This window comes from Hyphomicrobium sp. CS1BSMeth3, from assembly GCF_900117415.1.
In the GTDB taxonomy this organism is placed as follows: domain Bacteria; phylum Pseudomonadota; class Alphaproteobacteria; order Rhizobiales; family Hyphomicrobiaceae.
Genome location: NZ_FPEI01000006.1, coordinates 1,463,946 through 1,490,034 on the forward strand (window position 1 = coordinate 1,463,946; position 26,089 = coordinate 1,490,034).

General features: G+C 66.5%; 22 protein-coding genes. 12 read left to right on the forward strand and 10 right to left on the reverse strand.

Annotated elements, in window-relative coordinates; all coding sequences use genetic code 11:
* Positions 1-32 precede the first annotated feature (32 nt).
* Positions 33-353 (reverse strand): hypothetical protein, encoded by a 321-nt coding sequence (locus CS1BSM3_RS21920; protein WP_072390913.1) that lies wholly within the window; start codon positions 351-353, stop codon positions 33-35.
* Positions 354-657: 304 nt separating this feature from the next.
* Between CS1BSM3_RS21920 and aroC the strand changes: the two genes are divergently transcribed.
* A complete protein-coding gene (aroC, locus tag CS1BSM3_RS21925; RefSeq protein WP_072390916.1) occupies positions 658-1,743 on the forward strand; it encodes a chorismate synthase in 1,086 nt (361 codons plus the stop codon).
* Between the two features lie 4 nt (positions 1,744-1,747).
* Here the strand turns inward: aroC and CS1BSM3_RS21930 are convergent, their stop codons facing one another.
* The gene (locus CS1BSM3_RS21930; protein ID WP_072390919.1) at positions 1,748-2,320 is read right to left on the reverse strand and encodes an RBBP9/YdeN family alpha/beta hydrolase; all 573 of its coding nucleotides are present in this window, start codon (positions 2,318-2,320) and stop codon (positions 1,748-1,750) included.
* Between the two features lie 131 nt (positions 2,321-2,451).
* Between CS1BSM3_RS21930 and polA the strand changes: the two genes are divergently transcribed.
* From polA to CS1BSM3_RS21950, 4 genes are all read left to right on the forward strand, one after another.
* A complete protein-coding gene (gene polA / locus CS1BSM3_RS21935) occupies positions 2,452-5,439 on the forward strand; it encodes a DNA polymerase I (RefSeq protein WP_072390922.1) in 2,988 nt (995 codons plus the stop codon).
* Entirely contained in the window at positions 5,436-6,188 is a 753-nt protein-coding gene (locus CS1BSM3_RS21940) for an SAM-dependent methyltransferase (RefSeq protein WP_072390925.1), read from the forward strand. The genes polA and CS1BSM3_RS21940 overlap by 4 nt, the downstream gene beginning before the upstream one ends.
* Positions 6,189-6,291: 103 nt before the next feature.
* The gene (locus tag CS1BSM3_RS21945; RefSeq protein ID WP_072390928.1) at positions 6,292-8,022 is read left to right on the forward strand and encodes an L-aspartate oxidase; all 1,731 of its coding nucleotides are present in this window, start codon (positions 6,292-6,294) and stop codon (positions 8,020-8,022) included.
* A gap of 72 nt (positions 8,023-8,094) precedes the next feature.
* On the forward strand, positions 8,095-8,526 hold the full coding sequence (locus CS1BSM3_RS21950; RefSeq protein ID WP_083528804.1) for a cupin domain-containing protein: 432 nt from the start codon (positions 8,095-8,097) through the stop codon (positions 8,524-8,526).
* A 26-nt stretch (positions 8,527-8,552) separates the two neighbouring features.
* Here CS1BSM3_RS21950 and CS1BSM3_RS21955 read toward each other — a convergent pair whose 3' ends face one another.
* Positions 8,553-10,223, reverse strand: a complete 1,671-nt coding sequence (locus CS1BSM3_RS21955; RefSeq protein WP_143149313.1) for a PAN domain-containing protein — start codon at positions 10,221-10,223, stop codon at positions 8,553-8,555.
* 255 nt (positions 10,224-10,478) lie between these two features.
* Between CS1BSM3_RS21955 and CS1BSM3_RS21960 the strand changes: the two genes are divergently transcribed.
* The 3 genes from CS1BSM3_RS21960 to CS1BSM3_RS21970 all read left to right on the forward strand — a co-directional run bounded on the left by CS1BSM3_RS21960 (position 10,479) and on the right by CS1BSM3_RS21970 (position 14,983).
* Positions 10,479-12,023, forward strand: a complete 1,545-nt coding sequence (locus CS1BSM3_RS21960; RefSeq protein ID WP_072390934.1) for a 3-hydroxyacyl-CoA dehydrogenase — start codon at positions 10,479-10,481, stop codon at positions 12,021-12,023.
* 93 nt (positions 12,024-12,116) lie between these two features.
* Positions 12,117-14,213, forward strand: a complete 2,097-nt coding sequence (locus CS1BSM3_RS21965; protein WP_072390937.1) for an acetate--CoA ligase family protein — start codon at positions 12,117-12,119, stop codon at positions 14,211-14,213.
* A gap of 17 nt (positions 14,214-14,230) precedes the next feature.
* Positions 14,231-14,983, forward strand: coding sequence for an SDR family oxidoreductase (locus CS1BSM3_RS21970; RefSeq protein ID WP_072390940.1), 753 nt, complete (start codon positions 14,231-14,233; stop codon positions 14,981-14,983).
* Between the two features lie 168 nt (positions 14,984-15,151).
* On the opposite strand, the gene CS1BSM3_RS21975 is transcribed toward CS1BSM3_RS21970, so the two are convergent.
* Complete coding sequence (locus tag CS1BSM3_RS21975) at positions 15,152-15,961, reverse strand: enoyl-CoA hydratase/isomerase family protein (protein WP_072390943.1); 810 nt, start codon at positions 15,959-15,961, stop codon at positions 15,152-15,154.
* Between the two features lie 173 nt (positions 15,962-16,134).
* Between CS1BSM3_RS21975 and pepN the strand changes: the two genes are divergently transcribed.
* The 4 genes from pepN to CS1BSM3_RS21995 all read left to right on the forward strand — a co-directional run bounded on the left by pepN (position 16,135) and on the right by CS1BSM3_RS21995 (position 21,464).
* On the forward strand, positions 16,135-18,780 hold the full coding sequence (pepN, locus tag CS1BSM3_RS21980) for an aminopeptidase N (RefSeq protein WP_072390946.1): 2,646 nt from the start codon (positions 16,135-16,137) through the stop codon (positions 18,778-18,780).
* Positions 18,781-18,948: 168 nt separating this feature from the next.
* Positions 18,949-19,974 carry a sensor histidine kinase gene (locus CS1BSM3_RS21985; protein ID WP_072390949.1) on the forward strand — a complete coding sequence of 342 codons (1,026 nt, stop codon included), beginning with the start codon at positions 18,949-18,951 and terminating at the stop codon, positions 19,972-19,974.
* 203 nt (positions 19,975-20,177) lie between these two features.
* Positions 20,178-20,660: a (2Fe-2S)-binding protein gene (locus CS1BSM3_RS21990; protein ID WP_072390952.1), complete on the forward strand. Its 483-nt coding sequence runs from the start codon at positions 20,178-20,180 to the stop codon at positions 20,658-20,660.
* Positions 20,661-20,669: 9 nt separating this feature from the next.
* Positions 20,670-21,464, forward strand: coding sequence for an FAD binding domain-containing protein (locus tag CS1BSM3_RS21995; protein WP_143149406.1), 795 nt, complete (start codon positions 20,670-20,672; stop codon positions 21,462-21,464).
* A 68-nt stretch (positions 21,465-21,532) separates the two neighbouring features.
* Here the strand turns inward: CS1BSM3_RS21995 and CS1BSM3_RS22000 are convergent, their stop codons facing one another.
* The 6 genes from CS1BSM3_RS22000 to CS1BSM3_RS22025 form a co-directional block, all read right to left on the reverse strand.
* A complete protein-coding gene (locus tag CS1BSM3_RS22000) occupies positions 21,533-23,347 on the reverse strand; it encodes an alpha/beta hydrolase (RefSeq protein ID WP_143149314.1) in 1,815 nt (604 codons plus the stop codon).
* Positions 23,348-23,516: 169 nt separating this feature from the next.
* A complete protein-coding gene (locus CS1BSM3_RS22005; RefSeq protein WP_072390958.1) occupies positions 23,517-23,951 on the reverse strand; it encodes a VOC family protein in 435 nt (144 codons plus the stop codon).
* A 101-nt stretch (positions 23,952-24,052) separates the two neighbouring features.
* Complete coding sequence (locus CS1BSM3_RS22010) at positions 24,053-24,505, reverse strand: GNAT family N-acetyltransferase (protein ID WP_072390961.1); 453 nt, start codon at positions 24,503-24,505, stop codon at positions 24,053-24,055.
* Between the two features lie 42 nt (positions 24,506-24,547).
* Positions 24,548-25,432: a bifunctional methylenetetrahydrofolate dehydrogenase/methenyltetrahydrofolate cyclohydrolase FolD gene (gene folD / locus CS1BSM3_RS22015; RefSeq protein ID WP_072390964.1), complete on the reverse strand. Its 885-nt coding sequence runs from the start codon at positions 25,430-25,432 to the stop codon at positions 24,548-24,550.
* A gap of 19 nt (positions 25,433-25,451) precedes the next feature.
* Complete coding sequence (locus CS1BSM3_RS22020) at positions 25,452-25,781, reverse strand: DUF167 family protein (protein ID WP_072390966.1); 330 nt, start codon at positions 25,779-25,781, stop codon at positions 25,452-25,454.
* Entirely contained in the window at positions 25,778-26,074 is a 297-nt protein-coding gene (locus CS1BSM3_RS22025) for a YggT family protein (RefSeq protein WP_244540587.1), read from the reverse strand. The genes CS1BSM3_RS22020 and CS1BSM3_RS22025 overlap by 4 nt, the downstream gene beginning before the upstream one ends.
* Positions 26,075-26,089: the final 15 nt, after the last annotated feature.

The following is a 26,089-nucleotide window of genomic DNA, read 5'->3' on the forward strand; positions in this document are numbered from 1 at the left end:
ACCCCCTGAATTCTTCCCCGTCTGGGTCGAAATCAACCCTTCGAGAGGCACTTCTTCTGCTTGGTGCTCCAGTACTTGGTGGCGCCACAGCGGCCCGGACCAACCTTCGCGACCTTCTTCTTGGACGACTTGGCAGCCTTCTTCTTCGCGACCTTCTTCTTGGCGGCCTTCTTCTTCACGACCTTCTTGGGCGCGGCCTTCTTATTGGTGGCCTTCTTCGTCTTGCCCTGCGTCAGTTCGATCACGCTGTCCGTCGTGATCTTCGAGGCAGGGGCGACCGCGGGCGCGGCCTGCGCCGAGGTGAACAAGAACGCGCCGAGCGCCCCGGCGAGGGCCAGCTTCGCGAGCTTCATGGTAAGTCCTCCACAGTTCAGCTTCATGCATGCAAGCTGGCACCGGTGCGGTGTAGGTGTAAACCTGCAGCAGCGCCGGTGCCTAATGCACTCTTACATTTTATTCTGGTCGCAGGAAGCAATACTGACTATATGCACAATATAAACCACGTTCGTGACGCGATAGTCACACATCTTCAGTGCTCGTCTACTTGAATGGTTGTTAATCTGTCACATGAACGCTTGTTAATCTTGGGCCGCGACGACAGATAGACAGGTGTGCTATAGGGACTGTTGCTGCACTGCCGCAAATACCGGATAGCCCATGTCGCACAACACTTTCGGCCATCTCTTCCGCGTCACGACCTGGGGCGAGAGCCATGGCCCGGCGCTCGGCTGCGTGATCGACGGCTGCCCGCCGAACGTCCCTCTCAAGGCCGAGGACATTCAGGCCTATCTCGACCGCAGAAGGCCGGGGCAGTCGCGCTACACGACCCAGCGCCGCGAGCCCGACGCGGTGCGGATCCTCTCCGGGGTGTTCGATGATGATGCCGGCCGGCAGGTCACGACCGGCACGCCGATCTCGCTCATGATCGAGAATACCGACCAGCGTTCCAAGGACTACGGCGAGATCGCCGAGAAATTCCGTCCCGGCCACGCCGACTACACCTACCTCGCAAAGTACGGCATCCGCGACTACCGCGGCGGCGGCCGCTCATCTGCCCGCGAGACGGCGGCGCGGGTTGCAGCAGGTGCCGTCGCCCGCGCGGTGATCGACGGCGTGACGATCCGCGGCGCTCTCGTCCAGATCGGCAGCCGTGCCATCGACCGCGCGCGCTGGGACTGGGCCGAGATCGACAACAACCCGTTCTTCTGCCCGGATGCCGTGACCGCCGCGCAGTGGGCCGAGGATCTCGATGCCGTGCGCAAGGCCGGCTCCTCGCTCGGCGCCATCATCGAAGTCATTGCCGAGGGCGTGCCGGCCGGCTGGGGCGCGCCGATCTATGGCAAGCTCGACCAGGATCTGGCCTCGGCGCTCATGAGCATCAATGCGGTGAAGGGCGTCGAGATCGGCGATGGTTTTGCAGCGGCAACGCTGACCGGCGAGGCGAACGCCGACGAGATGCAGGCCGGGAACGACGGAAAACCCGTGTTCCTGTCGAACCATGCGGGCGGCATCCTGGGCGGGATCTCGACCGGCCAGCCGGTCGTTGCACGCTTTGCGGTCAAGCCGACCTCGTCGATCCTCCAGCCGCGCCGGACGATCGACAAGCATGGCAACAATACCGAGATCATCACCAAGGGCCGCCACGACCCCTGTGTCGGCATCCGCGCGGTGCCGGTCGGCGAGGCCATGATGGCGCTGGTGCTGGCCGACCACTTCCTGCGCCACCGCGGGCAGAACGGCTAGCAGGTTAAGCTCTGCCCGGAACCTCTCCGAGCGAGCGCAGGAAGAGGCCGAAGGTGAGCAGCCCCTCCGGCCACGGGCCGTGACCGGATGCCGTATTGATGTGCCCGGCATTGGCGATGATCGACACGTCCGCGCCCCAGGCTGCACCGAATTCCTGCGCGCGCTCGATCGTGCAGTGCGGATCATCCGAGCTGCCGATCAGGCGTGCCGGAAAAGGGAGCGGCACCATGGGCACGGGCGCAAATCCGCCCCCCTTGGCCGGCCACGTGTCCGTGCCTTCGAGATCGGCCGGCGCGACGAGGAACGCCCCCATGAGGCGGCTCGGCACCAGCCGCGGTGCTGCGTGCACAACCGCGGAAACGCCGCAGCTATGCGCCACCAGCACCACCGGACGCGTCGCCCTGGCGACTTCGTCGACGATCCGCTCGGCCCAGTCGGCGAGGCGCGGTGTCTCCCAGTCCGCCTGCTCGATGCGCCGCGCGGTCTTGAAATGGCGCTGCCAGCGCGATTGCCAGTGATCCGGGCCGGAATTCGTCCAGCCCGGCACGATCAGCATGTCGATGTCTGAGGTTCGCATGATGAAACTATAGAGTACTTGTCAAGACTGCTGCCATACCGCTGGCCACAGCTTCCCATATGCACGGGCCGAGAATTGGCTGACCTCGACAATCGCGCCTTCTATACTCCGCCGCCATGAGCACAGCGACCATGACAGCAAATGAAACCGCGCCGAACGGGCGCATCACCGTGCCCGAGGGCGAGCCCGTGCCCGTCGGCAAGGGCAGCCACGTCTATCTCGTGGACGGCTCGGGCTACATCTTCCGCGCCTTTCACGCCCTGCCGCCGCTGACGCGCCCCTCCGACGGCCTTCCCGTGGGTGCCGTTCACGGCTTCTGCGCGATGCTGTGGAAGCTCATCCAGGATGCCAAGGCGGGCCGCGGGCCGACGCACATCGCGGTCATCTTCGATGCCTCGCGTACGAACTACAGGAATGACATCTACCCGGACTACAAGGCCAACCGCCCGCCTGCGCCCGAGGAGCTCGTCCCGCAGTTCCCGCTCATCCGCGCGGCCGTGAAGGCGTTCAACATCGCCTCCATCGAGCAGGAAGGCTTCGAGGCCGACGACCTCATCGCGACCTACGCGCGCAAGGCCGTCGAAGCCGGCGGCGATGTCACGATCGTCTCGTCCGACAAGGACCTCATGCAGCTCATCAAGCCGGGCATCCTCATGCTCGACACGATGAAGGGCAAAACGATCGGGCACGATGAAGTCATCGAGAAGTTCGGTCTGGAGCCTGCGTGCGTCGTCGACATCCAGGCACTCGCGGGCGACTCGACCGACAACGTGCCAGGCGTTCCCGGCATCGGCATCAAGACGGCGGCGGAGCTGATCCGCGAGTACGGCGATCTCGACTCGCTGCTCGCCCGCGCCGGCGAGATCAAGCAGCCCAAGCGCCGCGAGAAGCTCATCGAGTTCGCCGAGCAGGCGCGCATGAGCCGCGAGCTCGTGCGCCTCAAGGACGACGTGCCCATCGAGGTGTCGGTGGAGCAACTCGGTCTGCAGGAGCAGCTCTCCGATCCCCTGCTGACCTTCATGCGCACCATGGAGTTCAACACGCTGACGAAGCGTGTCGCGGAAGCGCTCGGCGTCGAAGCCCCACCCCCGCTCGAGCGTTCGGTCGGATCGAGCGTGAGGCCATCCACGGCCTCGAGCAAGGAGGCGGATGACGCGAGCGCCGCAAAGGCAGGCGCGGAAACGCCTGCCGCTGCCGTGGAGTTTGGCCGCGCGGCCGCACGCGAGCCGAAGATCGATCGCTCTTCCTACGACACCGTGCGCGATCTCGCGCGGCTCGAAGCCTGGGTTGCAGAGGCGCGCGAAGCCGGCCACGTCGCCTTCGACACCGAGACCACCGGTCTCGATGCCATGACGGCCGATCTCGTCGGCTTCTCGCTGGCGACCGAGCCCGGCAAGGCCTGCTACGTGCCGCTCGGTCATACGACCGGCAACGCCGATCTCTTCGGTGATGGTGGCCTCGTGGAAGGGCAGATGGACAAGCGCGCGGCGCTCGAAGTCCTGAAGCCGCTGCTCGAAGACCCGGGCATTCTCAAGATCGGGCAGAACCTCAAGTACGACTGCCTCGTCATGCGCCGGCACGGCATCCGCATCACGTCCATCGACGACACGATGCTGATCTCGTACGCACTCGATGCCGGCAAGGGCCTGCAGGGCATGGATGCGCTCTCCGAGCGCCATCTGGGGCACACGCCGCTCGCCTTCACGCAGGTCATCGAGCACGCACCACCCGCCAAGAAGAAGTCCGACCGCACGTTCGCCGGCGTGCCCATCGACAAGGCGACGGAATACGCTGCCGAGGACGCGGATGTAACGCTGCGGCTTTGGCTTGCGCTCAAGCCGCGCCTCGCCGCCGAGCGCATGGCTACCGTCTACGAAACGCTGGAGCGGCCGCTGCTGCCTGTGCTCGCCGACATGGAAGCGGCCGGCGTGAAGGTCGACCGCAATATCCTCTCGCGCCTCTCGTCGAGTTTTGCCCAGGGCATTGCGCGTCTCGAGGAGGAAGTGCAGGCGCTTGCCGGCCGGCCCTTCAATCTCGGCAGTCCGAAGCAGCTCGGCGAGCTGCTCTTCGACCAGCTCAAGCTTCCCGGCGGCAAGCGCACGAAGTCCGGCCAGTGGGAGACGCGTGCCGGCCTGCTCGATGATCTCGCGGCCAACGAGGAGCTGCCGCCCGACGCGCGCAAGCTCATCAATACCATGCTCGAATGGCGCCAGCTCTCGAAGCTCAAGAGCACGTACACCGACGCCCTTCCCCTGCACATCGATCCGGCGACGGGCCGCATTCACACGAGCTACGCGCTCGCCGCGACGACAACGGGCCGCCTCGCCTCGACAGATCCGAACCTGCAGAACATTCCGGCGCGGACGCGTGAGGGACGCGAGATCCGCACGGCCTTCATTGCCGAGCAGGGCGCCAAGCTCATCTCGGCCGACTACAGCCAGATCGAGCTGCGCGTGCTCGCGCACATCGCCGACATTCCGCAGCTCAAGAAGGCTTTTGCTGACGGCCTCGACATTCACGCCATGACGGCATCGGAGATGTTCGGCGTGCCGGTGAAGGACATGCCGGCCGAGACGCGGCGACGCGCGAAGGCAATCAACTTCGGCATCATCTACGGCATTTCGGCTTTCGGTCTCGCCAACCAGCTCGGCATTTCGCGGCAGGAAGCCGGTGACTACATCACCACCTACTTCCAGCGCTTTCCCGGCATCCGCGACTACATGGAGCGCACGAAACAGTTCGCGCGCGATCGCGGCTATGTCGAGACGGTGTTCGGCCGGCGCATCCACTATCCCGAGATCAATACGAGGAACCCGTCCATGCGCGGCTTCCTCGAGCGCGCGGCGATCAACGCGCCCATTCAGGGCTCGGCCGCCGACATCATCCGCCGCGCCATGATCCGCATGCCGGCGGCGCTGGAGGCGGCCAGCCTCGACCATACGACCATGCTGCTGCAGGTGCACGACGAGCTGATCTTCGAAGCGCGCGAGGGCGAGGTCGAGAAGGCATTGCCGGTCGTGCGGCAGGTCATGGAGGGCGCGGCCGAGCCGGCGGTCAAATTCTCGGTCCCCATCCACGTCGATGCCAAGGCGGCCGCCAACTGGGAAGCGGCGCATTGAGCGAGGCCTTCGATCCCGCGATCTTCGACTTCTACGCCGAGCTGCCGCAGCAGGGTCCGGGGCGGAACAGTGAGACGCTGCGCGTTCTCAGTTGTATTTCGGATCGCCTACCTCCGCGGCCGACCATTGCCGACCTCGGCTGCGGCACAGGCCGCGCGACGCTCGCTCTGGCCTCCGCGCTGCCCGATGCCGCCATCACCGCGGTCGATTTCTCGGAGGTCTTCTGCCGGCGCTTGCGCAATGAGGTCGCGCGACGCGGCCTTGCAGACCGCGTCCAGGTTGTCGAAGCCGACATGGCGGCACCGCCGACCGCACGCGGCAGCCTGGATCTCCTCTGGAGCGAGGGCGCTGCCTACAACATCGGTTTTGAGAATGCCCTGAGCCTCTGGCGCCCTCTGCTGAGATCGGAGGGCTTGGCCGTCATCTCGGAGTGCACGTGGCTGAGCGAGAAACGGCCGGCCGAGGTGGCTACATTCTGGGCCACCGCCTACCCCGCCATGGGTACGCGCGATGAGAATGTCAGCCGCGCGACATCCGCCGGCTATGAGATCATCGATACTCACACGCTGCCGGCCGCGGCCTGGGACGACTACTACGACCCGATCACGGAGGCCATCGAGGCCGGCAGGGTTGCGCAACTCGGCCCGGCATTCATCGCAGAGCTCGAGCAGGAGCGCGCTATTTTCGCGGCGAGCGAGGGCAGCTATGGCTACGTCTTCTACATCCTGAAACCACGCCGGGCCGGCTGATATGGCGCTCGGCACCCCAACGCTCTAAAAGGCCCCAAAGGATCCTGCCCCGGCCGATCGCCCCTCCGAGCGCCTGCGGCCGCAACAAGACGGAAACGACCCGATGCTCGAACGCCTGAAGTGCGACATTCTCGTCCTGGGTTCCGGCGGCGCCGGCCTCTTTGCCGCGCTCCACGCCTTCCAGGCGAACCCCGATCTCGACATCGTCGTCGCCACCAAGGGCCTCGTCGGCAAGTCCGGCTGCACGCGCATGGTGCAGGGCGGCTACAACGTCTCGCTCATCCCGGGCGACAGCGTCGAGCGCCACTTCATGGACACCATCGAGGGCGGCAAGTGGCTCCCCAATCAGGAGCTGGCGTGGCGCCTCGTCGAGACAGCCGTCGAGCGCGTGCGCGAGCTCGAGAACGAGGTCGGCTGCTTCTTCGACCGCAACCCGGACGGCTCGCTCCACGGCAAGGCCTTCGCCGGCCAGACGTTCGACCGCACGGTCCACAAGGGCGACCTCACCGGCATCGAGATCATCAACCGGCTCATGGAGCAGGTCTGGAAGCGGCCCATCCGGCGGCTCGAAGAGCATCGCGCCATCGCGCTCATCCCCACGAAGGACCGCTCGGCTCTCTCGGGCGTGCTCATGATCGACGTGCGCACGGGCAACTTCCGCTTCGTCGAGGCCAAGGCCGTGCTGCTCGGCACGGGCGGCGGGCCGACCATGTACCTCTATCACACGCCCTCCGGCGACAAGAGCATGGACGGCATTGCCATGGGCCTGCGCCTCGGCCTGTCCTTGCGCGACATGGAGATGGTGCAGTTCCACCCGACGGGCGTGCTCGCGGGCAAGGAAACCCGCATGACCGGCACGATCATCGAGGAAGGTCTGCGCGGCGCCGGTGGCTATCTGCTCGACGGCAACGAGCAGCGCTTCATGTTCAACTACGACCCGCGCGGCGAGCGCGCGACGCGCGATCTCGTCTCGCAGTCCATGTACCGCGAGATGCAGGCCGGCCGCACGACGCCGAACGGCGGGTTGTACATCTCCATGGGCCATCTCGGGCGCGAGAAGGTCGCGAAGCAGTTCAAGGGCATGGTCGAGCGCTGCGCGGATTGTGGTTTCGACCTCGCCGGCGGCCTCGTCGAGGTCGTGCCAACCGCGCACTACCTCATGGGCGGCATTCTCTGCGACGTCGAGACCAAGACTGAGCTTCCCGGCCTCTTCGTCGCGGGCGAGGATGCGGGCGGCATTCACGGCGCGAACCGCCTCGGCGGCAACGGCGTCGCGAACTCCACCGTCTTCGGCGGCATTGCCGGCGACGTCATGCCGGGCTGGATCGCCAAGAACCCCGGCCATCGTCCGCCGGACGAGGCCCTCATCGAAGCCGAGATGGCGCGCGCGCTGCACCCCTTCTCGAAGCCGCGCGGCGACCTCAACAGCATCCGCGAGGACCTGCTCAATCTCATGTGGGACGACGTCGGCATCATCCGCGATGCCGCGGGCCTGAAGCGCGGCCTTGCACATCTCGAGACCATGGAAGTCGAGCTGCTTGCCTCGGGCATTGCCGATCGCAATCGCGACTTCAATCTCACCTGGCACGACTGGCTGAACCTGCAGAGCCAGATCGAGGTCTCTAAGGTCATCGCGCTCGCTTCCCTCCAGCGCGAGAACAGCCGCGGCGCCCACTATCGCGACGACTTCAAGGACGCCGGCGACCTCGCGACCTCCGCCTATACGGTCGTGCGCCAGCAGGGCGGCAAGTTGAACGTCACGAACGAGCCCGTGAAGTTCACGCACGTGCGCCCCGGCGAGACGCTCCTCAAGGAGACGCAGGCGGCGGAATAACCGAGCCCTCCACATCCTGGCGCGGGCGGTCTACACTCGCCCGCATTGCCAACAAGAGCCGTGGAGGACGCCATGACCGAGAGCAAGCCGCTCAGCGGCAAAGCCTGGGATTTCGTTCACAACATCGCCAGCGAGGCGAAGTGGACGCCGGGCCTGCGCGAGATCTTCGAGTACCGCGATCTCGGCATCAAGGACGGCACGAAGGGCGATTTCGTCGCGCACCTCATCCGCCACAACGGCAAGAAGATGGCGGACCAGGTTCAGCAGTGGCACGTCCACGACTGCCACTTCCAACTCGTCTATGTCATGAACGGCTGGGCGACCTTCGAGTACGAAGGCCAGGGCCAGCACACTATCCGCAAGGGCGACTGCATCCTCCAGACGCCGGGCATCAAGCACCGCGAGATCGCCTGCTCAGAGGACTTCGAGGTGCTCGAGATCGTCTCGCCGTCCGATTTCGCGACGCGCATCGTCGATGGACCCAAGGCCGCGGCGGCGGAGTAGCGCACGCGCCATCCCCGCCGGACGACCTACTCCTTAAAAATCACGGTCTGGCCGTCCGGCTTGTCGGCCTCGATGCGCACCACATCGCGATAGGCGGTGCACTTTCCTTGTGCGGCCCCTTGCCCCGTGCCTGCCGCGGCAGGCGTGAAGGCAGCCGCCGTGCAGAGCGATGTATTCATGCACATGAGCAGGCAGCCGAGCGGGGCATCTGCGGGCGCTGTCTTGACCTCCTCGCCGACGACACGCGCGTACGTGCGCGCCTGATAGCCAAACCGCAGCGGGGCAATGACAGACTTCACGGCGGCCGGAGCTGGCGTCGGCGGATTGACGGCGCGCTTGGGCTGCGCCTCGGGTGCGCCGGCCGCTTGCTGGGACACCGGAAGCGAGAGCGCGAGATTGCTGTGAATGCCCGAGCGCCACTGCGTATCGATCGTACGCTTGTTGACCGCGCTGAAGATCTGACACGTGCTCGTGAGCGGCGGTACGCCACCGAACTGATAGCCGACGCAGCCGGTCGTCTCGTCACAGGACTTGCGGCACGTCTCGACATCGGCCCTCGGCGCCGTCGAGATCACATCGCCGTCGAGACGCGTATGCACGCGGAAGGCGTAGTTCGCCGGCGTGGGTGGCGTCGTCACAGCCGGCTTTGCTACGGCCGGCGCCGGGGGGGACGTGCGCGACGCCGCCAAGGGGACGGTAGCGGCGAGATCCTCGCGCAGACCCGACCGCCAGTTGGTATCCAGAGCCCGTGCCGTAACCTGGTCGAAGAGCTGGCACGCCGCGGACTGGGGCTGTGCATTGCCGAGCTGGTATCCGATGCAGCGTGCCCGCTCCGCGCAGGCATTACGACAGGCATCGGGCTCGGGCTGCCGCACGCTCTCCATCACGTTGCCCTCGAGGCGGCTGCCGACCCGATAGTCGAACTTGATGCGCGAGGGCCGCGTCGCCGGATCTGCCGCCGCAGCCCTCGGCGCCGGCGCGGAACCTTGGGCGGGTGGTGTCGGCTGCGGCACCGCGAAGGCCGGCGCACTGGTCCGCGGGGCGGGCTGCGCCTGTGGCGACGGTAGCTCTGCCCGCGCCCGTTGCGGGCCGACACCGTCATTCCAGCCGAGCGAGACGATCTGCACGCGCTGATCGCGCGGCGGATGGGTATCCGTTCCGGCCCCCGCGCCGATGGCCCCTACGGCCGCAATGGCCTCATCGTGGCTTGCGCCCATGCGGCCGAGGATGAACCCGGCATAGCGGTCCGCCTCGAGCTCGACGCGGTGGTTCTGCCCTGCGAAATCCAGATGGCCAGCGATGTGGTGGCCGACCTCGTGCGCGATGACGAAGACGAGCGCCCAGTACTGGCGCGTCTTGGCGCCAAGCTCGCGCATGAAGGTCGAGTTGTAGAAGATATAGCGCTGGCCATCCTCGCCGATCTGGGCCTCGGCATTGGCCGTCTCGGCGCTCGCGCGCACCTGGATCCGGTCGGCGACGCCCGGGATGCCCGTCGCGGCGAGGATCTCGCGGAAGGTGGAGGCCGCCTCGCGGTCGGACTCGAAGCTGCGCTTGATGCGCGGCGCGGTCGGCCCGTGCAGGCCCCTCAGCTTCTTGCCGCTCGTCTCATGGTCGATGATGAACTGCGCATTTGCCGGGCCGGTGACGACGCTCAACGTCAAACCGACTGCCAGTGCGCTCCAGAAGCGCGATCGCATGGCACCCCCAACTGTACAGACCCCGACTTGGTTGCCGAATTTATCCAATCCGAGCCCGTCTGACTACCCGCGTACGCGTGCCAAAGGGACGCTCACTGCGCTATTGTCGAGCCACAACTCGCCCCTTAGGGTGCGACGGACCAACAAGAAATTCCAGGAAACGCCGACCGCGCGCCGTAAGCCGCGCTTTATGACGGCCGCGCCGCCCGACGGACCGCCGCCTACTTCAGCCAGACCATCACCAGAGAGGAAGACATGGCATACGACGCAACCCGCAAAGACATGATCATCGGCGTCGTCGGCACGGGCACCATGGGCCGCGGCATCGTGCAGGTCTCGGCCCAGGGCGGGATGCAGGTCATCGCCTATGACGAGAAGCCGGGCGCCGCCGAGGCCGCCAAGGAGTTCATCGCCAAGCTGCTGGCCTCCCAGGTCGAGAAGGGCCGCCTTCCGGCCGAGCACATGCAGGCCGCGCTCGACCGCATCACGGTCTCGAGCGACCTCAAGGACATGGCCAAGGCGCACTGCGTCGTCGAAGCCATCTTCGAGCGCCTCGACATCAAGCAGGAGATGTTCGCCCGCCTCGACGAGATCTGCGGCCCCGAGACCATCATCGCGACGAACACCTCGTCGCTGCCCGTGACCGCGATCGCGGCCAAGTCCAAGCACGCCGGCCGCATCGGCGGGATGCACTTCTTCAATCCCGTGCCGCTCATGAAGCTCGTCGAGATCATCCCCGGTCTCAAGACCGAGCAGTGGGTGACCGATGCGCTCATGACGATCGGCCGGCGCATGACGCGCGAGCCGGTGCTCTGCGTCGACAGCCCAGGCTTCCTCGTCAATCACATCGGCCGCGGCATGGGGCCGGAGTGCCAGCGCATTCTCATCGAGGATGTTGCGACCTTCTACGAGATCGATCGCATCATGACCGGCGCGCCGGGCTTCCGCATGGGCCCCTTCACGCTCGCCGATCTCGTCGGCATCGACATCGGCTCGGCGGCCATGGAGTCCATGTACCAGCAGTTCTACCAGGAGCCGGCGTACGCCCCCTCGCCGCTGACGACGCTGCGCGCCGTCGGCGGTCTGCTCGGCCAGAAGACCGGCCAGGGCTGGTACAAGTACGAGGGCGGCAAGAAGATCGAGCCGGATGCGCGTCCGACGCCCACCGTGCGGCCGAAGTCTGTTTGGCTGCGCACGAGCGAGCACAATCAGGATCTGCAGGCGCCCTTCATCGAGTACCTGAAGAGCACGGGCGTCGAGATCGAGGTCGGCCCTGCACCGAGCAAGGATGCGCTGATCATCATCACGCCGGTCGGCTATGATGTGACCACCGCGGTCGCCGAGCTGAAGTTGGACGCGGCGCGGACCGTTGCAGTGGATCTCCTGTTCGGCCTCAAGGGCCCGCGCACGGTCATGGTCTCGCCGGCGACCGATCCCAAGTTCCGCGACCAGGCGCAGGGCCTCATGGGCCACGATGGACAGGCGGCGATCGTGATCAACGACAGCCCCGGCTTCGTCGCCCAGCGCGCGGTCGCCGCGCTCGTCAATGTCGGCTGCAACATCGCCCAGCGCGCGATCGGCGTGCCGGCCGACATCGACAAGGGTGCCAAGCTCGGCCTCGGCTATCCCTTCGGACCCATCGAGTGGGGCGACCGCATCGGGCCGAAGCGCGTGCTCTTCATCCTGGAGCGTCTGTTCGAGTTTTACCGCGACCCGCGCTACAAGCCCTCGCCCTGGCTCAAGCGCCGCGTCATGCTCGGCCTGCCGCTCTCGGCACCAGAAGGCCTCGTGCGCGGCTGAGGCACGTCGCACTTACGACAATGATCGGGATCGCGGCTCCGGCCGCGGTCCTTTCAGCAAATAAGCCCCGCCCCTACGCAGGAATCCCCGCAGATGTCGTTCGAGCGACTTTTCAATCCCAATGCCATTGCCATCATCGGCGCCTCGAGCGACCTCTCGCGCATCAGCGGCCAGCCCATTGTCGCGCTCAAGGGCGCGGGCTTTGCGCGACCAATCCATCTGGTCAACCCGAAGTACAACGAGTTGCATGGCCTGAAGTGCTATCCGAGTGCCGCTGCCATCGGCTCGCCTGTCGACCTCGCGCTGATCGCGGTGCCGGCCAAGGGCGTCGCGGACGCGATCCGCGACTGCGGCAAGGCCGGCATTCCTTTCGCCATCGTGCTGACGGCAGGCTTTCGCGAAGGAGGTCCCGAGGGCCGCAAGCTCGAGGATGATCTTCTCAGCGCCGCGCGCGAGAGCGGCGTGCGCGTGATCGGGCCGAACTGCCAGGGCGCGCTGTCGGTCCCCTCGCGCATGTGGTGCGTGTTCGGCAGCGTGAGCCAGGAAACGCAGCTCCGCGAGGGCCCCGTCTCGTGCGCCTTCCAGTCGGGCGGCTTCGGCTATGCCGTCGTGAACATGGCCGAGGCGCAGGGCCTCGGCTTCCGCCATGTGGTCTCGACGGGCAATGAGACCGACATCACCATGCCGGAACTGCTCGGCGAATTCCTCGACGATCCCGGCACGAAGCTCGCCTTTGCCTACATGGAAGGCACGCCGAATGCGAGGAGCCTGCTCGATCTCGGACGGAAGTCGCTGGAAACCGGAAAGCCCGTCTTCATCTGGAAGGGCGCGCAGACCGAGAGCGGCACCAAGGCCGCCGCCTCGCACACCGCGAACATGACCGGCAACTACGATCTCTATCGCGCGGCGTTCCGCCAGTCGGGCCTCATCGAGGTGCAGGACGTCGAGGAGATCGTCGACGTCGCCAAGCTCGCGCTTCAGGGACGTTTGCCCAAGGGCCGCAACATCGGCGTGCTCTCGATCTCCGGCGGCTCCGGCATCGTCTTCGCCGATCGCGCGGTGAAGGACGGCCTCGCCTTGCCGAGCTTCTCGCAGCGCTCCGTCGATGCGCTGAAGGCGATCATTCCGAGCTTCGGCGCCGCCGATAATCCCGCGGACACGACAGCGGGCGTATTCAATGATCCGGGCCTCTTCACCAAGGCCCTCGACATCATTCTCGAAGACCCGGCCATCGACCAGCTCTCGATCCTCCTCGCCTCGGCCGGTGGCAAGGCCATCGCACTCGCGGCTGAGGCCATCGTCGCGGCATCTGCCAAGACCGACAAGCCCGTGCACGTCGCCTGGTCGGGACGCCGCGACAAGTCCGAGGACGCCTGGCAGATGTTCCACAAGGCCGGCATCCCGCACATGGCCTCGCCGATCCGCCTCGCGCATGCGGCGGCCGTGCTCGCGCGCTATGCGGAGGACCGCCGGCGTCTCCTGCCGCGCGTCACACCCACAGCCGAGGCCCCGGCTGGGCTCGAGCTTCCGAGCAGCGCCGTGACGCTCTCCGAGATCGAGAGCAAGTCCATTCTCCAACGCTTCGGCGTGCCCGTGACGCGCGAGGTCGTGGTGCCGCCGAACGGCGATTTTGCACGCCTCACGGCCAATCTCACTGGCCCCTTCGCCGTAAAAATCGTCTCGCGCGACATTGCGCACAAGACCGAGGCCGGCGGCGTCAGGCTGAAGGTCGCTGCCGACGATCTGCCGCGCGTTGCGAGCGAGATCATCGCAAGTGCCCAGAGCTACAAGCCCGACGCACTCATCGATGGCGTGCTGGTGAGCGAGATGGCATCGGGTGTCGAAGCGCTCATCGGCGTCGTGAACGACGAGGGCTTCGGACCGACCGTTGCCCTCGGCCTCGGCGGCGTGCTCACGGAGGTGCTGAAGGACGTCACCTTCCGCATTGCGCCCTTCGACATCGAGACGGCGCACGACATGATCGCGGAACTGCGCGGCGCCAAGCTCTTCGACGGCTATCGCGGCAGTCCTCCCGCCGACAAGGACGCGCTCGCAGCCATGCTCGTCGAGGTCTCGCGCATGGCGGCAGCACTCGGTGATCGTCTCAAGGAAATGGACATCAATCCGGTGTTCGTCCGTGCGAAGGGTGAAGGCTGCGTCGCCGCCGACGCACTGATCATCCTCAAGTAAGAAGAAGGAGAAACGCCATGGATCTGGGCATTTCAAGCAAGTCGGCACTCGTCACGGGCGCCAGCATGGGCATCGGCCGCGGCATCGCCAAAGCACTTGCCGCCGAGGGCGTGCGCCTCGCGCTCGTCGCGCGGCGCATGAACCTCCTCGAGGAAGTGGCGGGCGAGATCACGGCCGCCGGCGGTACGGCACCCGTCCTCATTCAGCAGGACTTCATGGCCGAGGATGCTGTCGAGCAAATCGCGAGTAAAGCGCTCGCCGGGCTCGGCTCCGTCGACATCCTGATCAACAATGCGGGTGGCAGCCGCCACTTCGGCAAGGACGCTGCCGAAGAGCAGTGGACCGAAGCGATCACGCTGAACTTCACGCGACAGCGCCAGCTCGCGCACCGCCTGCTCGATCAGATGATCGCCAACAAGTGGGGCCGCATCGTCAACATCACCGGCAAGTCAGAGCCCGATGGCGTGAACGGCGCGTTCGCCGCCAAGGCTGCCATGCACGCCTGGGCGAAGGGCCTCTCGCGCGAGGTCGGCAAGGCCGGCATCACGGTGAACTGCATCCCGCCCGGGCGCATCATGAGCGAGCAGATCCGCCGCAACTACACGCCCGAGTACCGCCAGTGGCAGTCCGACAACGAGATCCCTGTCGGCCGCTATGGCGAGCCCGAGGACATCGCGAACCTCGTCACGTTCCTCGTCTCGCCGCGCGCGGCCTACATCACCGGCGCTGTCATCCCGGTCGACGGCGGCCTCAGGCGCTATCAGTTTTAGCTGTCGCTCAAAAAGTGCCCGCCATATCCCCCTCCCCCTTGTGGGGAGGGATTAGGGGTGGGGGGAACCCCTACCGCCGGCGTTCTGCAATCCCCCCCTCCTAACCTCCCCCACAAGGGGGGAGGGACCGAGTTTGTATTTGGGGCAAACGGTCAGCCAACCGAGCCCTCAAAACGGATCCTTCGGATCGAACTTCGGCCGCCGCTTCTCCATGAGCGCGGTCATGCCTTCCTTCGCCTCGGGGCCGGAGAAGCCCATGAACTCCATGGCGAGCGAAGCATCGAACGTGGGCCCCGCCATGCGCAGCCAGTTGTTGAGCGCGTGCTTCGTCCAGCGCACGGCGCCGGGCGGCATCGCGACGAGACGCTCGGCAACATTGAGCGCCGTCTCGACGACCTTGTCGTCATCGGCGACGAGCGAGACGAGGCCAATGCGCTCGGCTTCCTCGCCCGTCAGCGGATCGTTCAGCAGGAGGTAGTACTTCGCCTTGGCCATGCCGACGAGCAGCGGCCAGATGATCGCGGCATGATCGCCCGCGGCAACGCCGAGCCGCGCGTGGCCATCGATGATGCGCGCCTTGCGCCCTGCGACCGTGACATCCGACAGCATGGCGGCCGCGAGCCCCGCGCCGACGCACGGTCCTTCGATCGCAGCAACCACCGGCTTCATGCAATTGATGACGTTGTAGACGAGATCGCTCGCTTCGCGCCAAACGCGCGTGCGCACGTCCCAGCTCTCGTGCATGTCCTTGATCATGGAGAGATCGCCGCCGGCCGAGAACACGCCGCCTTCGCCGCGCAGCACCGCGACGGACGTTTCGGGATCGCGATCGATGTCGCGCCAGACCTCCGCGATCTCGCGGTGCCCCGTAGCATCGAGCGCGTTCAGCTTGCCGGGGTTGGACATGATGACCTCCAGCACGCGCGGGCGCGGGCGGGCGAACTTCAGGGCCTTGTAGTGGGCATAGCGCTCTGTCATGTGGCGTTTCCTCGGGTGCAGGGCTCTGCCCAAGGTGTAGGCCCCGGGTGCCAAACGCGCAACCTGACGGGCGAGCCACGAAATACGGTTGGCCGGACCACTGGAAAGTCCCACAATGCCCCCAAAGGGCGGGCCGACCATCGATGGCGGGCCCCAAGGAATGGACATCCCACATGAAGCCTGAAAAGCCGCAGCCGATCCTGCTCAAGAATTACACACCGCCGCCCTATCTCATCGACACGGTGGACCTCGATGTCGTGCTGCACCCGACGAGTACGCGCGTGCGTGCCACGCTGAGCCTCAGGCCCAATCCGGCCGCGCGCAAGGCCGGCGGTCCGCTCGTCCTCGACGGTGAGTTGCTGGAGCTTGGCGCAATCGCCCTCGATGGCAAGGCACTCGATCCGGCCGCCTACAAGGTGAGCCCGCACGCGCTCACCATTCCGCACGTTCCTGACAAGCCCTTCAAGCTCGACATCGAGACGTTCTGCGATCCAGAGGCGAACACGGCGCTGAGCGGCCTCTATCGCTCACGGCAGATTTACTGCACGCAGTGCGAGGCCGAGGGCTTCCGCCGCATCACGTACTACCTCGATCGGCCGGACGTGCTCGCGACCTACACGACGCGCATAGAAGCCGATCGCGAGACCGCGCCGGTGCTGCTCTCGAACGGCAATCTCATCAAGGAGGGTCGCCTCGCCAGCGGACGCCACTTCGCCATCTGGCACGACCCGCATCCTAAGCCCGCCTATCTCTTCGCGCTCGTCGGCGGCAAGCTCGCTGCGCACAAGGACACCTTCAAGACCATGTCCGGGCGCAAGGTCGATCTCGCGATCTACGTCGAGCCCGGCAAGGAAGATCGTTGCGCCTGGGCCATGGATGCGCTCAAGCGCTCCATGACGTGGGACGAGGAGCGCTTCGGCCGCGAGTACGATCTCGATGTCTTCAACATCGTCGCGGTGTCGGACTTCAACATGGGCGCGATGGAGAACAAGGGCCTCAACATCTTCAATGACCGGCTCGTGCTCGCGAAACCCGAGACGACGACGGACGGCGCCTATGCCGACATCGAACGCGTCATCGCGCACGAGTACTTCCACAACTGGACGGGCAACCGCATTACCTGCCGCGACTGGTTCCAGCTCTGCTTGAAAGAGGGCCTGACCGTCTACCGCGACCAGGAATTCTCCGCCGACACGCGCTCGCGCACCGTGCAGCGCATTCACGACGTGCGCCAGCTCAAGGCACGCCAGTTCCCCGAGGATGCAGGCCCGCTCGCGCATCCCGTGCGCCCGGCGAGCTATATCGAGATCAACAACTTCTACACGGCGACCGTGTACGAGAAGGGTGCCGAGCTCGTACGCATGATCGCGACCATGCTGGGGCGCGAGACCTTCCGGCGCGGCATGGACCTATACTTCGAGCGCCACGACGGCGAAGCGGCGACCGTCGAGCAGTTCCTGCAGTGCTTCGCCGACGTGAGCGGGCGCAATCTCGATCAGTTCATGAACTGGTACAACCAGCCGGGCACGCCGGAGCTCGTCGCGAGCCTCAAGTACGACGCGCGCGCGAAGACGGCGACGCTCGAGGTCGAGCAGGTGCACGGGCCCTCGCCCGGTGCGCCAAAGAAGAAGCCGGTGCCGTTGCCGCTGAAGATCGGCCTCATTGGCGCGAATGGGCAGGAGTTGCCGCTCAAGCTCGCGAATGGGCGCGATGCCCCCGACGGCGTGCTCGAAATGAGCAAGCGCGTCGAGCGCTGGACGTTCCGTGATGTGCCCTCGAAGCCGACCGCATCGCTGCTTCGCGAGTTCTCCGCGCCGGTCAATCTCACGGTCAGCCATAACGAGCGCCAGCTCGAGTTCCTGATGACGCACGACAGCGATGGCTTCAATCGCTGGCAGGCGACGCAGGACTACGCCATGCGGCTCCTCATCGGCGCTGTCAAAACGCTCCGCAAGGGAGAGCGCCCGACGCGCCCGAGCGCCTACTGCGGCGCGCTTGCGGCCGTCCTCGCCGACAAGAGCCTCGAGCCCGCCTACGTCGCGCAGGTGCTTGCCGTGCCGAGCGAGAGCGACATTGCCCGCGTGCTTGCGCGTGATGTCGACCCGGCCCTCATCCATCGCGCGCGCCGCTGGCTGCGCAAGGCCATCGGCGCCGAGCTTGGCGAGCACCTTGCCGCGATCTACGAGGCGAGCGACGACGCGCGGCGCTACTCGCCTGATGCCAAGAGTGCGGGCCAGCGCGCCTTGCGGCTCGGCGCGCTCGGACTTCTTGCCGCGCGTGGCCAGTCGGCCGACATCGCGCGCGTCACGCGCCACTTCAAGGACGCGCGCAACGCGACCGACGAGATCGGCGCGCTCGCGATCCTCTCGGCCTTGAACGTGCCGGAACGTGCGGAAGCCTTCGACCGCTTCTATCAGCGCTGGAAGGGTGACCATCTCGTCATCGCGAGCTGGTTCGGCCTGCAGGCGACGTCACCACTCTCCTCGACGCTGCGCACGGTGAAGCAGCTCATGACGCACGCCCAGTTCTCCATGCGCACGCCGAATAATGTCTACGCGCTGATCGGCTCGTTCGCCGGCGGCAATCCACTGCAGTTCAATCGCCCGGACGGCAAAGGATATGCTTTCGTTGCTGAACGCGTTGTTGAACTTGACAAGATCAACCCGCAGGTTGCTGCGCGCATTCTTGGAGCATTCCGTAGCTGGCGTGCTCTCGAAAGCGCAAGAAAACGCTTGGCCTTGCGTGCCCTGGAGAAGATTGCATCTACGCCCGAGCTCTCAAATGATGCGCGCGAGATCGTCACCAAAATGCTCGACTAATACTATGCGGAGATCTTAGATACCTGCGATCTGCAAGTATTACCAAAACATTAAACTCGACAGCTCGCGAATCTTGCAGCGATAATGTCCATGTGATTCGGGCGCTTGGGGGCCCCGGCTCATGGGCAATGCAAGACGACGGGGGCTAAGATGGTGCGGGCGATTTCAATGGTCCGGCAGGAAGTATTCGCCGGTGCCAGGGAACAGATCAGGGACCTCACCGTCCTCCTCCACCGCATCGATCTCCGCCGCATTCTCCTCGACCGCAATCTTCATGCGGTGCTCGCCCTTGCCCACCTCGCTCTCGCCGTGGCCTTCACCATGGCTATGGGTGAGACGATCGGCCCCTTTGCCGGTGCCGGCCTCTGCCTCAGTGCCGCTGCCGTCGCCCTCATGCTCATGCTGCGCGCCGCCGAGAGCCCCGCCCCGCTCACGCGCCCCGCACGCCCCGAGCCCCGTACGGCCCAGACCCAGGCCAGCAGCGTGCGCGCGGCCGACACCCTCACGATCGATGGCGCCCGCCGCGAGGTCTCGGGCCTCCTCGCGCTCATGAGCCACGAGTTGCGTACGCCCCTCAATGCCATCCTCGGCAATGCCGAAGCCATCCGCCACGAGATCCTCGGCCCGGTTGGCGCGCCCCGCTACCGCGACAGCGCCATCCACATTCTCGAAGGCGGCCAGAACCTGCTCCGCGCTACGGAGGACATGCTGACGCTCACGGGCGCCGTCGCCGCCGCGGCCTTCGCGCCCCATCAGCCCGTCGACCTCGAAAGCTCCGTGCGGGACGTCCTCCGCCAAGCCGCGCCCGAGGCCAAGACCAAGGGCGTGTCGCTGAGCTGGCAGTCGGGCACGGATCGCGCCGTGCTCTCCGAGGAGACCGCCCTCCGCCACGCCATTGCCCGCATTATCGATGGCGCGCTTGTCACGGCCGATCCGGGCGCCGGCATCCACGTCGAGCTGACGCCCTGCGCCGGCGCGATCGAGCTGATGGTCACGCTGACCCATGGCGATGCCGAGGTCGGCGCTTCGGCCGCCGGCCGCGTCGACTGCGGTGCCGACCGCGGCCCGGCCGCCCTCCAGATTGCCGTTGCCCGCACGCTGGTCACCCTTCTCGGCACGCACCTGCACACCGCCCACGGCATTGATGGCCGCTGGCGCGCCATTCTCGAGCTGCCGGCCGCGCCCGCCCACTGAACAAAGCAACCCCGCCAGCCCACGGGCGGGGTTGGCACGGCTTTCCTTGCGCGCTAACTTCGCGATTGTCCGGACGTGCGCACCCGCCGTCCGGTCCGGGCGTTTCCGCTCATTTGCCGTTCATCACGCAGACCGGTACGCGCCCCCAGCGCACCGTCCCAGAAGCTGCGTCCCAGGAGTTCGACGAGGAGATCGACCGACCCATGCCTCAGATCACGCTCACCGTGAACGGGACGCCACAGAAGCTCGACGTGCCGGCCAATGCCCTGCTCGTCGACGTGCTGAGGGATACCCTCGCCCTCACCGGCACGCACATCGGCTGCGATACCAGCCAGTGCGGCGCCTGCACCGTCCACATCGACGGCCGTTCGGCGAAGAGTTGCACCGTCCTTGCCGTGCAGGCGGACGGCGCGCAGATCACCACGATCGAGGGGCTCCAGAGCGGCGCGACGCTCCATCCCATGCAGGAGGCTTTCCGCAATCATCATGGCCTCCAGTGCGGCTTCTGCACGCCCGGCATGATCATGGCCGCGGTGGCGCTCGTCGCCGACAAGCCGGATATCGACGAGGCGGGCGTCCGCCACGGTCTCGAAGGCAATCTCTGTCGCTGCACGGGCTATCAGAACATCGTCGCCGCCGTCCTCGATGGCGCGCGCGCCATGCAGACGTCCAAGGCAGGAGGCTGATCCATGGGCATCCAGGCTTTCGACTACGTTCGCCCCACGGACCTCGCCGAAGCGCGCAAGGCCTACGAAGCGACCGGTGACGCGCGCTATATCGCCGGTGGCCAGACCCTGCTGCCGGTCATGAAGCAGCGCCTTGCGCAGCCTGCGGCCGTCATCGATCTCGGCGGCATTGCCGGGCTCTCCGGCATCCGCGTCGAAGGCAACGCGCTCATCGTCGGCGCCATGACGCGCCACGCTGATGTGGCCGCTTCGGCAGATGTGCGCCGCCTGATCCCGGCGCTCGCCCACCTCGCCGGCCTCATCGGCGATCCGCAGGTGCGCAATCGCGGCACCATGGGTGGCTCGCTCGCCAACAACGACCCTTCGGCCGACTATCCCGCCGCTGTCCTCGGCCTCGGTGCGACGGTGCTGACGGACAGCCGCAGCATTACTGCTGATGACTTCTTCGATGGGCTCTTCGCGACCACGCTCGAGGAAGGCGAGATCATTCGCGCCATCTCCTTCCCGGTGCCGGAGCGGGCAGCTTACGAGAAGTTCCCCCATCCGGCCTCACGCTTCGCGCTCGTCGGCGTGATGGTGAGCAAGGGCGCCGGCGTGCGCGTGGCGGCGACGGGCGCCGGTCAGGCTGGCGTCTTCCGCGTCTCCGAAATGGAAGCGGCGCTCGCGAAGGACTTCAGCGCCAAGGCCATCGAGGGTCTCAGCGTCTCGCCCGACGATATGATCGCCGACATGCACGCCCCCGGCGCCTATCGCGCCCAGCTCGTGGGTGTGCTCGCGCGTCGCGCGGTTGCGGCATTGCAGTAGAGGCGACCGCCCAAAGCTGTCGGAGTTTGTGTCCGCGCCGCACGCATGAGGCGGCGCGGCCCCACCACCTACTTCTTGTAGCGCCAGTATGCGCCGTGCTCGCTCTGCACGAGCTCAAACTCGGGCCCGCGCGTGCTCGGCGGGCGCATACCGCTGCTGATGAGGCGGCGGATATCGCCGAGCAGCGCCTCGCGATCGGCGAACGTCGAGTGGTTCACGCCGAAGAAGCTCGTATCGAGGCTGGATATGTCGATCGTGTCGGCGGCGCCCGGCACGACGACGGGACCTCCGTTCGGCACATAGCCCGCGGGGCTCTCACCAAGCCGCGTCCAGCGCGATGCGGCAAGCGCACGGTCGTTGGATGAGGCATAGAGCGTCATGCCGCGCCTGAGGCCGGTGATCTGGGAGGCAATCAGCTCGAAGCTCTCACGCGTGACGTCGGGCGCAGCGAGGATGATCTCGCCAAAGCGAGGCCGACCGCTCGTCGCGACCTGCGGCTCGCTGCGCTGGATGTCGCGCAAGACTTCGAGAAGAGGATCGGCGCCCATGCTGTGCGCGATGAGGTGCACCTCCGTCGCGCCGCTCTCCTTGGCGATGATGTCGACGAACGCGCGGAGCTGGTCGCGTGCATCGCGCGCCCGGCCGCGGTCGAGCACGTAGCCCGTGAGGCCCGCGACGGACGGCCAGCTATAGACGAACGGCACGCCGTCGAACTCGAGATCGTGTGCGATCTGCGCGGCCCGGAAGAGCGCATCGTCGAACGTGACGAAGTAGCCGTGCACGAACACGAAGGCCTGACCTGGGAAGCGGCGCGCGCCGGCAAGCTTCTGGCGCGCCTCGCGCACGAAGTCGCGCTGCGTCATCACATCGACGGCGAACACGGTGAAGTCGCGCGAAAGATCCTCGTCACGCAGCGAGAAGCGGGCAACGATCAGATCCCACTCGGGGCGCGGGATGGAGCCCTTCTCGCGCCCTTCCTTCGGCACGGTGACGACGGCCTTGCCGAGCGCCAGCTCGTTGGAACGGCCGGTCCCGAACGCCGCAACCGCGCGTCCGAACTTGGTGCGATCCGCCTCGCGCTTGCGGTCCGTGCCGAAATAGACGTCGACCTCGGTGTACGGCTTGTTGGGATCCGTCGCAGCAGGCGCCAGCGAACGCGTGGCAGCCTTGGGCGCAGTCCCCGGCGACATCGCCACGGGCGGCGGCGCGGGGGCAGCTTCGGGTGCGCGCGCAGCCGGTGCGGGCGGCTGCATGCTCCGCGAGCGCGGCACGGCATCAGATGGCGGCGCCGAACGCGATGCGTCCATCGATTCGCGCGCCGGCGGAGCGGTCTGCATACGCGGCTGCGGGGCCGGTGGCGGCGGTGGCTGAACCTCCATGCGCCGCGCCATGGGCGGCGGCGCGGAGCCGCCCGAAGGCTGCTCGCGCTCCATCCGGAACCCGCGATTCTGAGCCGTGGGCGGCGGCGCACTGAGTGTCGGACGGGCGGGCTGAAGGCCCCAGACTTCGATTGTCGCGGGCCTCGCCGTGCGATCGAGGCGCGAGAAACGCAGCGTGATGAGGCGGATCTGGCGCGCGTCATTCGTCGCCGCGAACACACGGCTCTGCGCGCCGGGCCCGATACGGACGGGCGGCGACACATTCTCGGCGTGCACGCGGCCGGTCGTGTAGACGATGGAGATGTGCTCGATTGCGATGTTTGCATCGAGCACGGCGAACCGAATGCCCTTGCAGCCGGCCGTCCAGCCGGAGGCATCGACGATCACCTGCTGCGTGCCGATGCCCGCCGTCACGGTGTTGATACGTGCCCAGCGATCCTGGGCGCTGGCGGGTCCGGAGATCCCCACGATCGCCAGAAGGAATGCAATAAGCCACTTGGTCATGACCGATGCCCCGCCCGCGCCGACGCGCCAACCGCCACAGCCGGCGCCCGCGCGGAAAGTCACTGATTTCAAACCCGCCCCGTATGTCATGCGATTGCGTCAACTTGCAGACAGCGCGATGAACTGCGGTCTATCCACAGGCGCGAGAAATGCCCGCGCCCCCGCTCTTTTAGGCCATCCCGAGCTTCTTCGCCATGTCGAGATCCCAGAACGCGGCTTCGATCTTGTGACCATCGGGATCGCGCAGAAAACAGCCGTAGTACGGCGCGCCGTACTCGACCCGCGGACCGGGCTTGCCGTCGTCCGTGGCGCCGGCCGCGACGCCAGCGGCATGGAAGGCATCCACTTCTGATTTGGAGCTCGCGAAGAAGCCGAAATGCGTGCCGTTGCCGACGCTTGCAGGCTTGCCATCGATCGGGATCTGCACCCAGAACTCGGGATACGCGCGACCGTAGGCGACAGCACCCGGGTGCTCCATGATGCGGCGACAGCCGAGGGTTGCAAGCACGGCGTCGTAGAAACGCGTCGCGCGTTCGAAGTCGCCTGTGCCGATCGAGATGTGTGAAAGGACCGAAGGATTGGGGGCGGCGTCGGCATCCGACATGGCTCAGTGCTCCTGCTCAGGGCTGCAGCGTGCAGCCGACTGGAAAGGGTGGCGTTCTCGCGACGCGCGGGCCGCTCTCTGCAGCCTCACTCTAAAGCCCACTAGATGGACTTCTTGAGGCGTGGCCCCACCTCCACGAAGCCTTCACGCTGGTAGAAGGCCAAAGTGCGCTCCCACGCGGGCTGTTTCGGCGCCCCCACTTCGAGCCGCCCCCAGCCACGGTCGCGCCCGAGAGCGATCGCGGCCTGCATGAGTTCTGGAGCGACCCGCTTGGAGCGGTAGTCCGGCACGACGTAGAGCTCGGTTATCGTGCCAATGCGCCCACCCGCGTAGATCGTGGCGCTCTCGTTCAACATCATGAGACCGACCGGCGTGTCCTCACTGCTCGCCAGAAGGCCAAAGGCCGTGTCCATCGCAAGGACATCACGCGCGGCCTGCTCGAGGGCGACACGCTCGGTGCGAGCCTCGGGCGACAACTCCGCGAGCAGGGCATGGACCATGCGGGCAGCCAGCTCGGCATCGGCCTCCGTCAGTCGGCGCAAGACAATTGCCATGCGTCCTCCATGGTCAGCCGCAGACCGGCCGCCGCTCGCACCTCACAGTGCGAGCGCGATCCCGCGCCGCGCGGCGGCGGCCGTCAGCGTGTTGCGCAGCAGACACGCGATGGTCATCGGCCCGACGCCGCCGGGCACCGGCGTGATGGCGCCGGCAACGTGGCGGGCATCCTCGAAGTGGACATCGCCCACCAGCCGGTGCTTGCCGCCCTCGCCCGGCACGCGGTTGATACCGACGTCGATCACGATGGCGCCGGGCTTGATCCAGTCGGCGCGGACGAACTCGGGCTGGCCGATTGCCGCAATGAGCAGATCGGCACGCGCGGCGATCTCGGGGAGCGCGCGGCTCTTGGAATGGGCGACGGTGACCGTGCAGTTCTCGCCGAGCAGGAGGCGCGCGACGGGCTTGCCGACGATGTTGGAGCGGCCGATGACTACGGCGTCCAATCCTGTCAAATCCGGCTGCACGGATTTTGCCAGGATGATGCATCCGAGCGGCGTGCACGGCACGAGCGCGGGCTGGCCCGTTGCCAGCCGCCCGGCATTGATCGGATGGAAGCCGTCCACGTCCTTGGCGGGGTCGATCGCCTCAATGACACGACCCGAGTCGATGTGCGGCGGCAGCGGAAGCTGCACGAGAATGCCGTCCACGTCCTCGCGCCGATTGAGCTCATGGACGAGCGCCAGCAATTCACGCTCGCTCGTGGTGGCCGGAAGCTTCATCTCGATCGAGGTCATGCCGGCCGCGCGCGTCTGGCGGTCCTTGTTGCGGACATAGACCTCGCTCGCTGGATTGTCGCCGACCAGAACAACGGCGAGACCCGGCGTCACACCATGATCCCGGGACATGCGCGCGACCGCGGCTGCGACATCCTCCCGGAGCCCCTCCGCAATCAGCTTACCGTCAATGATCCTCGCGGTGGACATCGCGCCCCCTCTCGTTTCTTCACGCGTGCTCGCCGATCCGGCGCTCGAGATTTGCCGAGAGCGCATCCGCATCGCCGGCAATGGCGAGGCCCTTCACCCGCGCGGTGCTTCCGCTCACCAGCACGACCGAGCTTTTCGGCACGCCGAGCCAGCGGGCGACGGTCTCCGCGACAGCGGCATTGGCCGCGCCCTTGTCCGGCACCGCGCGCACGCGGACCTTAAGTGCCGGACCTTGCGGGGTTGCTTCAAGTCCCTCGACGACATCCTTGGAGGATTTTGGCGTCACCCGCACCCTGAGGACCACACCCTCCGAGGAGCGCGTCCAGGGAAGGGTGGCGCCCGGCTTCATCGTACGAGATCGATCAGCGTTGGGATGATCACGCTCTGCACGAAGTAGCATCCGAGCAGCAGGATGACCGGCGAGATGTCGATGCCGCCAAGATCCGGCAGCACGCGTCGGATGGGGCGCAGCAGCGGCTCGGTGACGGCATTGAGCCCGTTCCACAGCGAGCGGACGAAGGGATTGTAGGCGTTGACGACGTTGAAGGCCATCAGCCAGCTCAGCACGACGCTGGCGATGATCACCCAGGTGTACAGAGAGACGAGATAGCTTGTGAATTCGAGCAGTCGGATGAGCAGCACGGGCGCCGTCCCCTT

Coding starts and splice junctions, on each gene's coding strand:
- CS1BSM3_RS21920 (WP_072390913.1), bottom strand. CDS start 353: ATGAAGCTCGCGAAGCTGGCCCTCGCCGGGGCGCTCGGCGCGTTCTTG.
- aroC (WP_072390916.1), top strand. CDS start 658: ATGTCGCACAACACTTTCGGCCATCTCTTCCGCGTCACGACCTGGGGC.
- CS1BSM3_RS21930 (WP_072390919.1), bottom strand. CDS start 2,320: ATGCGAACCTCAGACATCGACATGCTGATCGTGCCGGGCTGGACGAAT.
- polA (WP_072390922.1), top strand. CDS start 2,452: ATGACAGCAAATGAAACCGCGCCGAACGGGCGCATCACCGTGCCCGAG.
- CS1BSM3_RS21945 (WP_072390928.1), top strand. CDS start 6,292: ATGCTCGAACGCCTGAAGTGCGACATTCTCGTCCTGGGTTCCGGCGGC.
- CS1BSM3_RS21950 (WP_083528804.1), top strand. CDS start 8,095: ATGACCGAGAGCAAGCCGCTCAGCGGCAAAGCCTGGGATTTCGTTCAC.
- CS1BSM3_RS21955 (WP_143149313.1), bottom strand. CDS start 10,223: ATGCGATCGCGCTTCTGGAGCGCACTGGCAGTCGGTTTGACGTTGAGC.
- CS1BSM3_RS21960 (WP_072390934.1), top strand. CDS start 10,479: ATGGCATACGACGCAACCCGCAAAGACATGATCATCGGCGTCGTCGGC.
- CS1BSM3_RS21965 (WP_072390937.1), top strand. CDS start 12,117: ATGTCGTTCGAGCGACTTTTCAATCCCAATGCCATTGCCATCATCGGC.
- CS1BSM3_RS21970 (WP_072390940.1), top strand. CDS start 14,231: ATGGATCTGGGCATTTCAAGCAAGTCGGCACTCGTCACGGGCGCCAGC.
- CS1BSM3_RS21975 (WP_072390943.1), bottom strand. CDS start 15,961: ATGACAGAGCGCTATGCCCACTACAAGGCCCTGAAGTTCGCCCGCCCG.
- pepN (WP_072390946.1), top strand. CDS start 16,135: ATGAAGCCTGAAAAGCCGCAGCCGATCCTGCTCAAGAATTACACACCG.
- CS1BSM3_RS21985 (WP_072390949.1), top strand. CDS start 18,949: ATGGTCCGGCAGGAAGTATTCGCCGGTGCCAGGGAACAGATCAGGGAC.
- CS1BSM3_RS21990 (WP_072390952.1), top strand. CDS start 20,178: ATGCCTCAGATCACGCTCACCGTGAACGGGACGCCACAGAAGCTCGAC.
- CS1BSM3_RS22000 (WP_143149314.1), bottom strand. CDS start 23,347: ATGACCAAGTGGCTTATTGCATTCCTTCTGGCGATCGTGGGGATCTCC.
- CS1BSM3_RS22005 (WP_072390958.1), bottom strand. CDS start 23,951: ATGTCGGATGCCGACGCCGCCCCCAATCCTTCGGTCCTTTCACACATC.
- CS1BSM3_RS22010 (WP_072390961.1), bottom strand. CDS start 24,505: ATGGCAATTGTCTTGCGCCGACTGACGGAGGCCGATGCCGAGCTGGCT.
- folD (WP_072390964.1), bottom strand. CDS start 25,432: ATGTCCACCGCGAGGATCATTGACGGTAAGCTGATTGCGGAGGGGCTC.
- CS1BSM3_RS22020 (WP_072390966.1), bottom strand. CDS start 25,781: ATGAAGCCGGGCGCCACCCTTCCCTGGACGCGCTCCTCGGAGGGTGTG.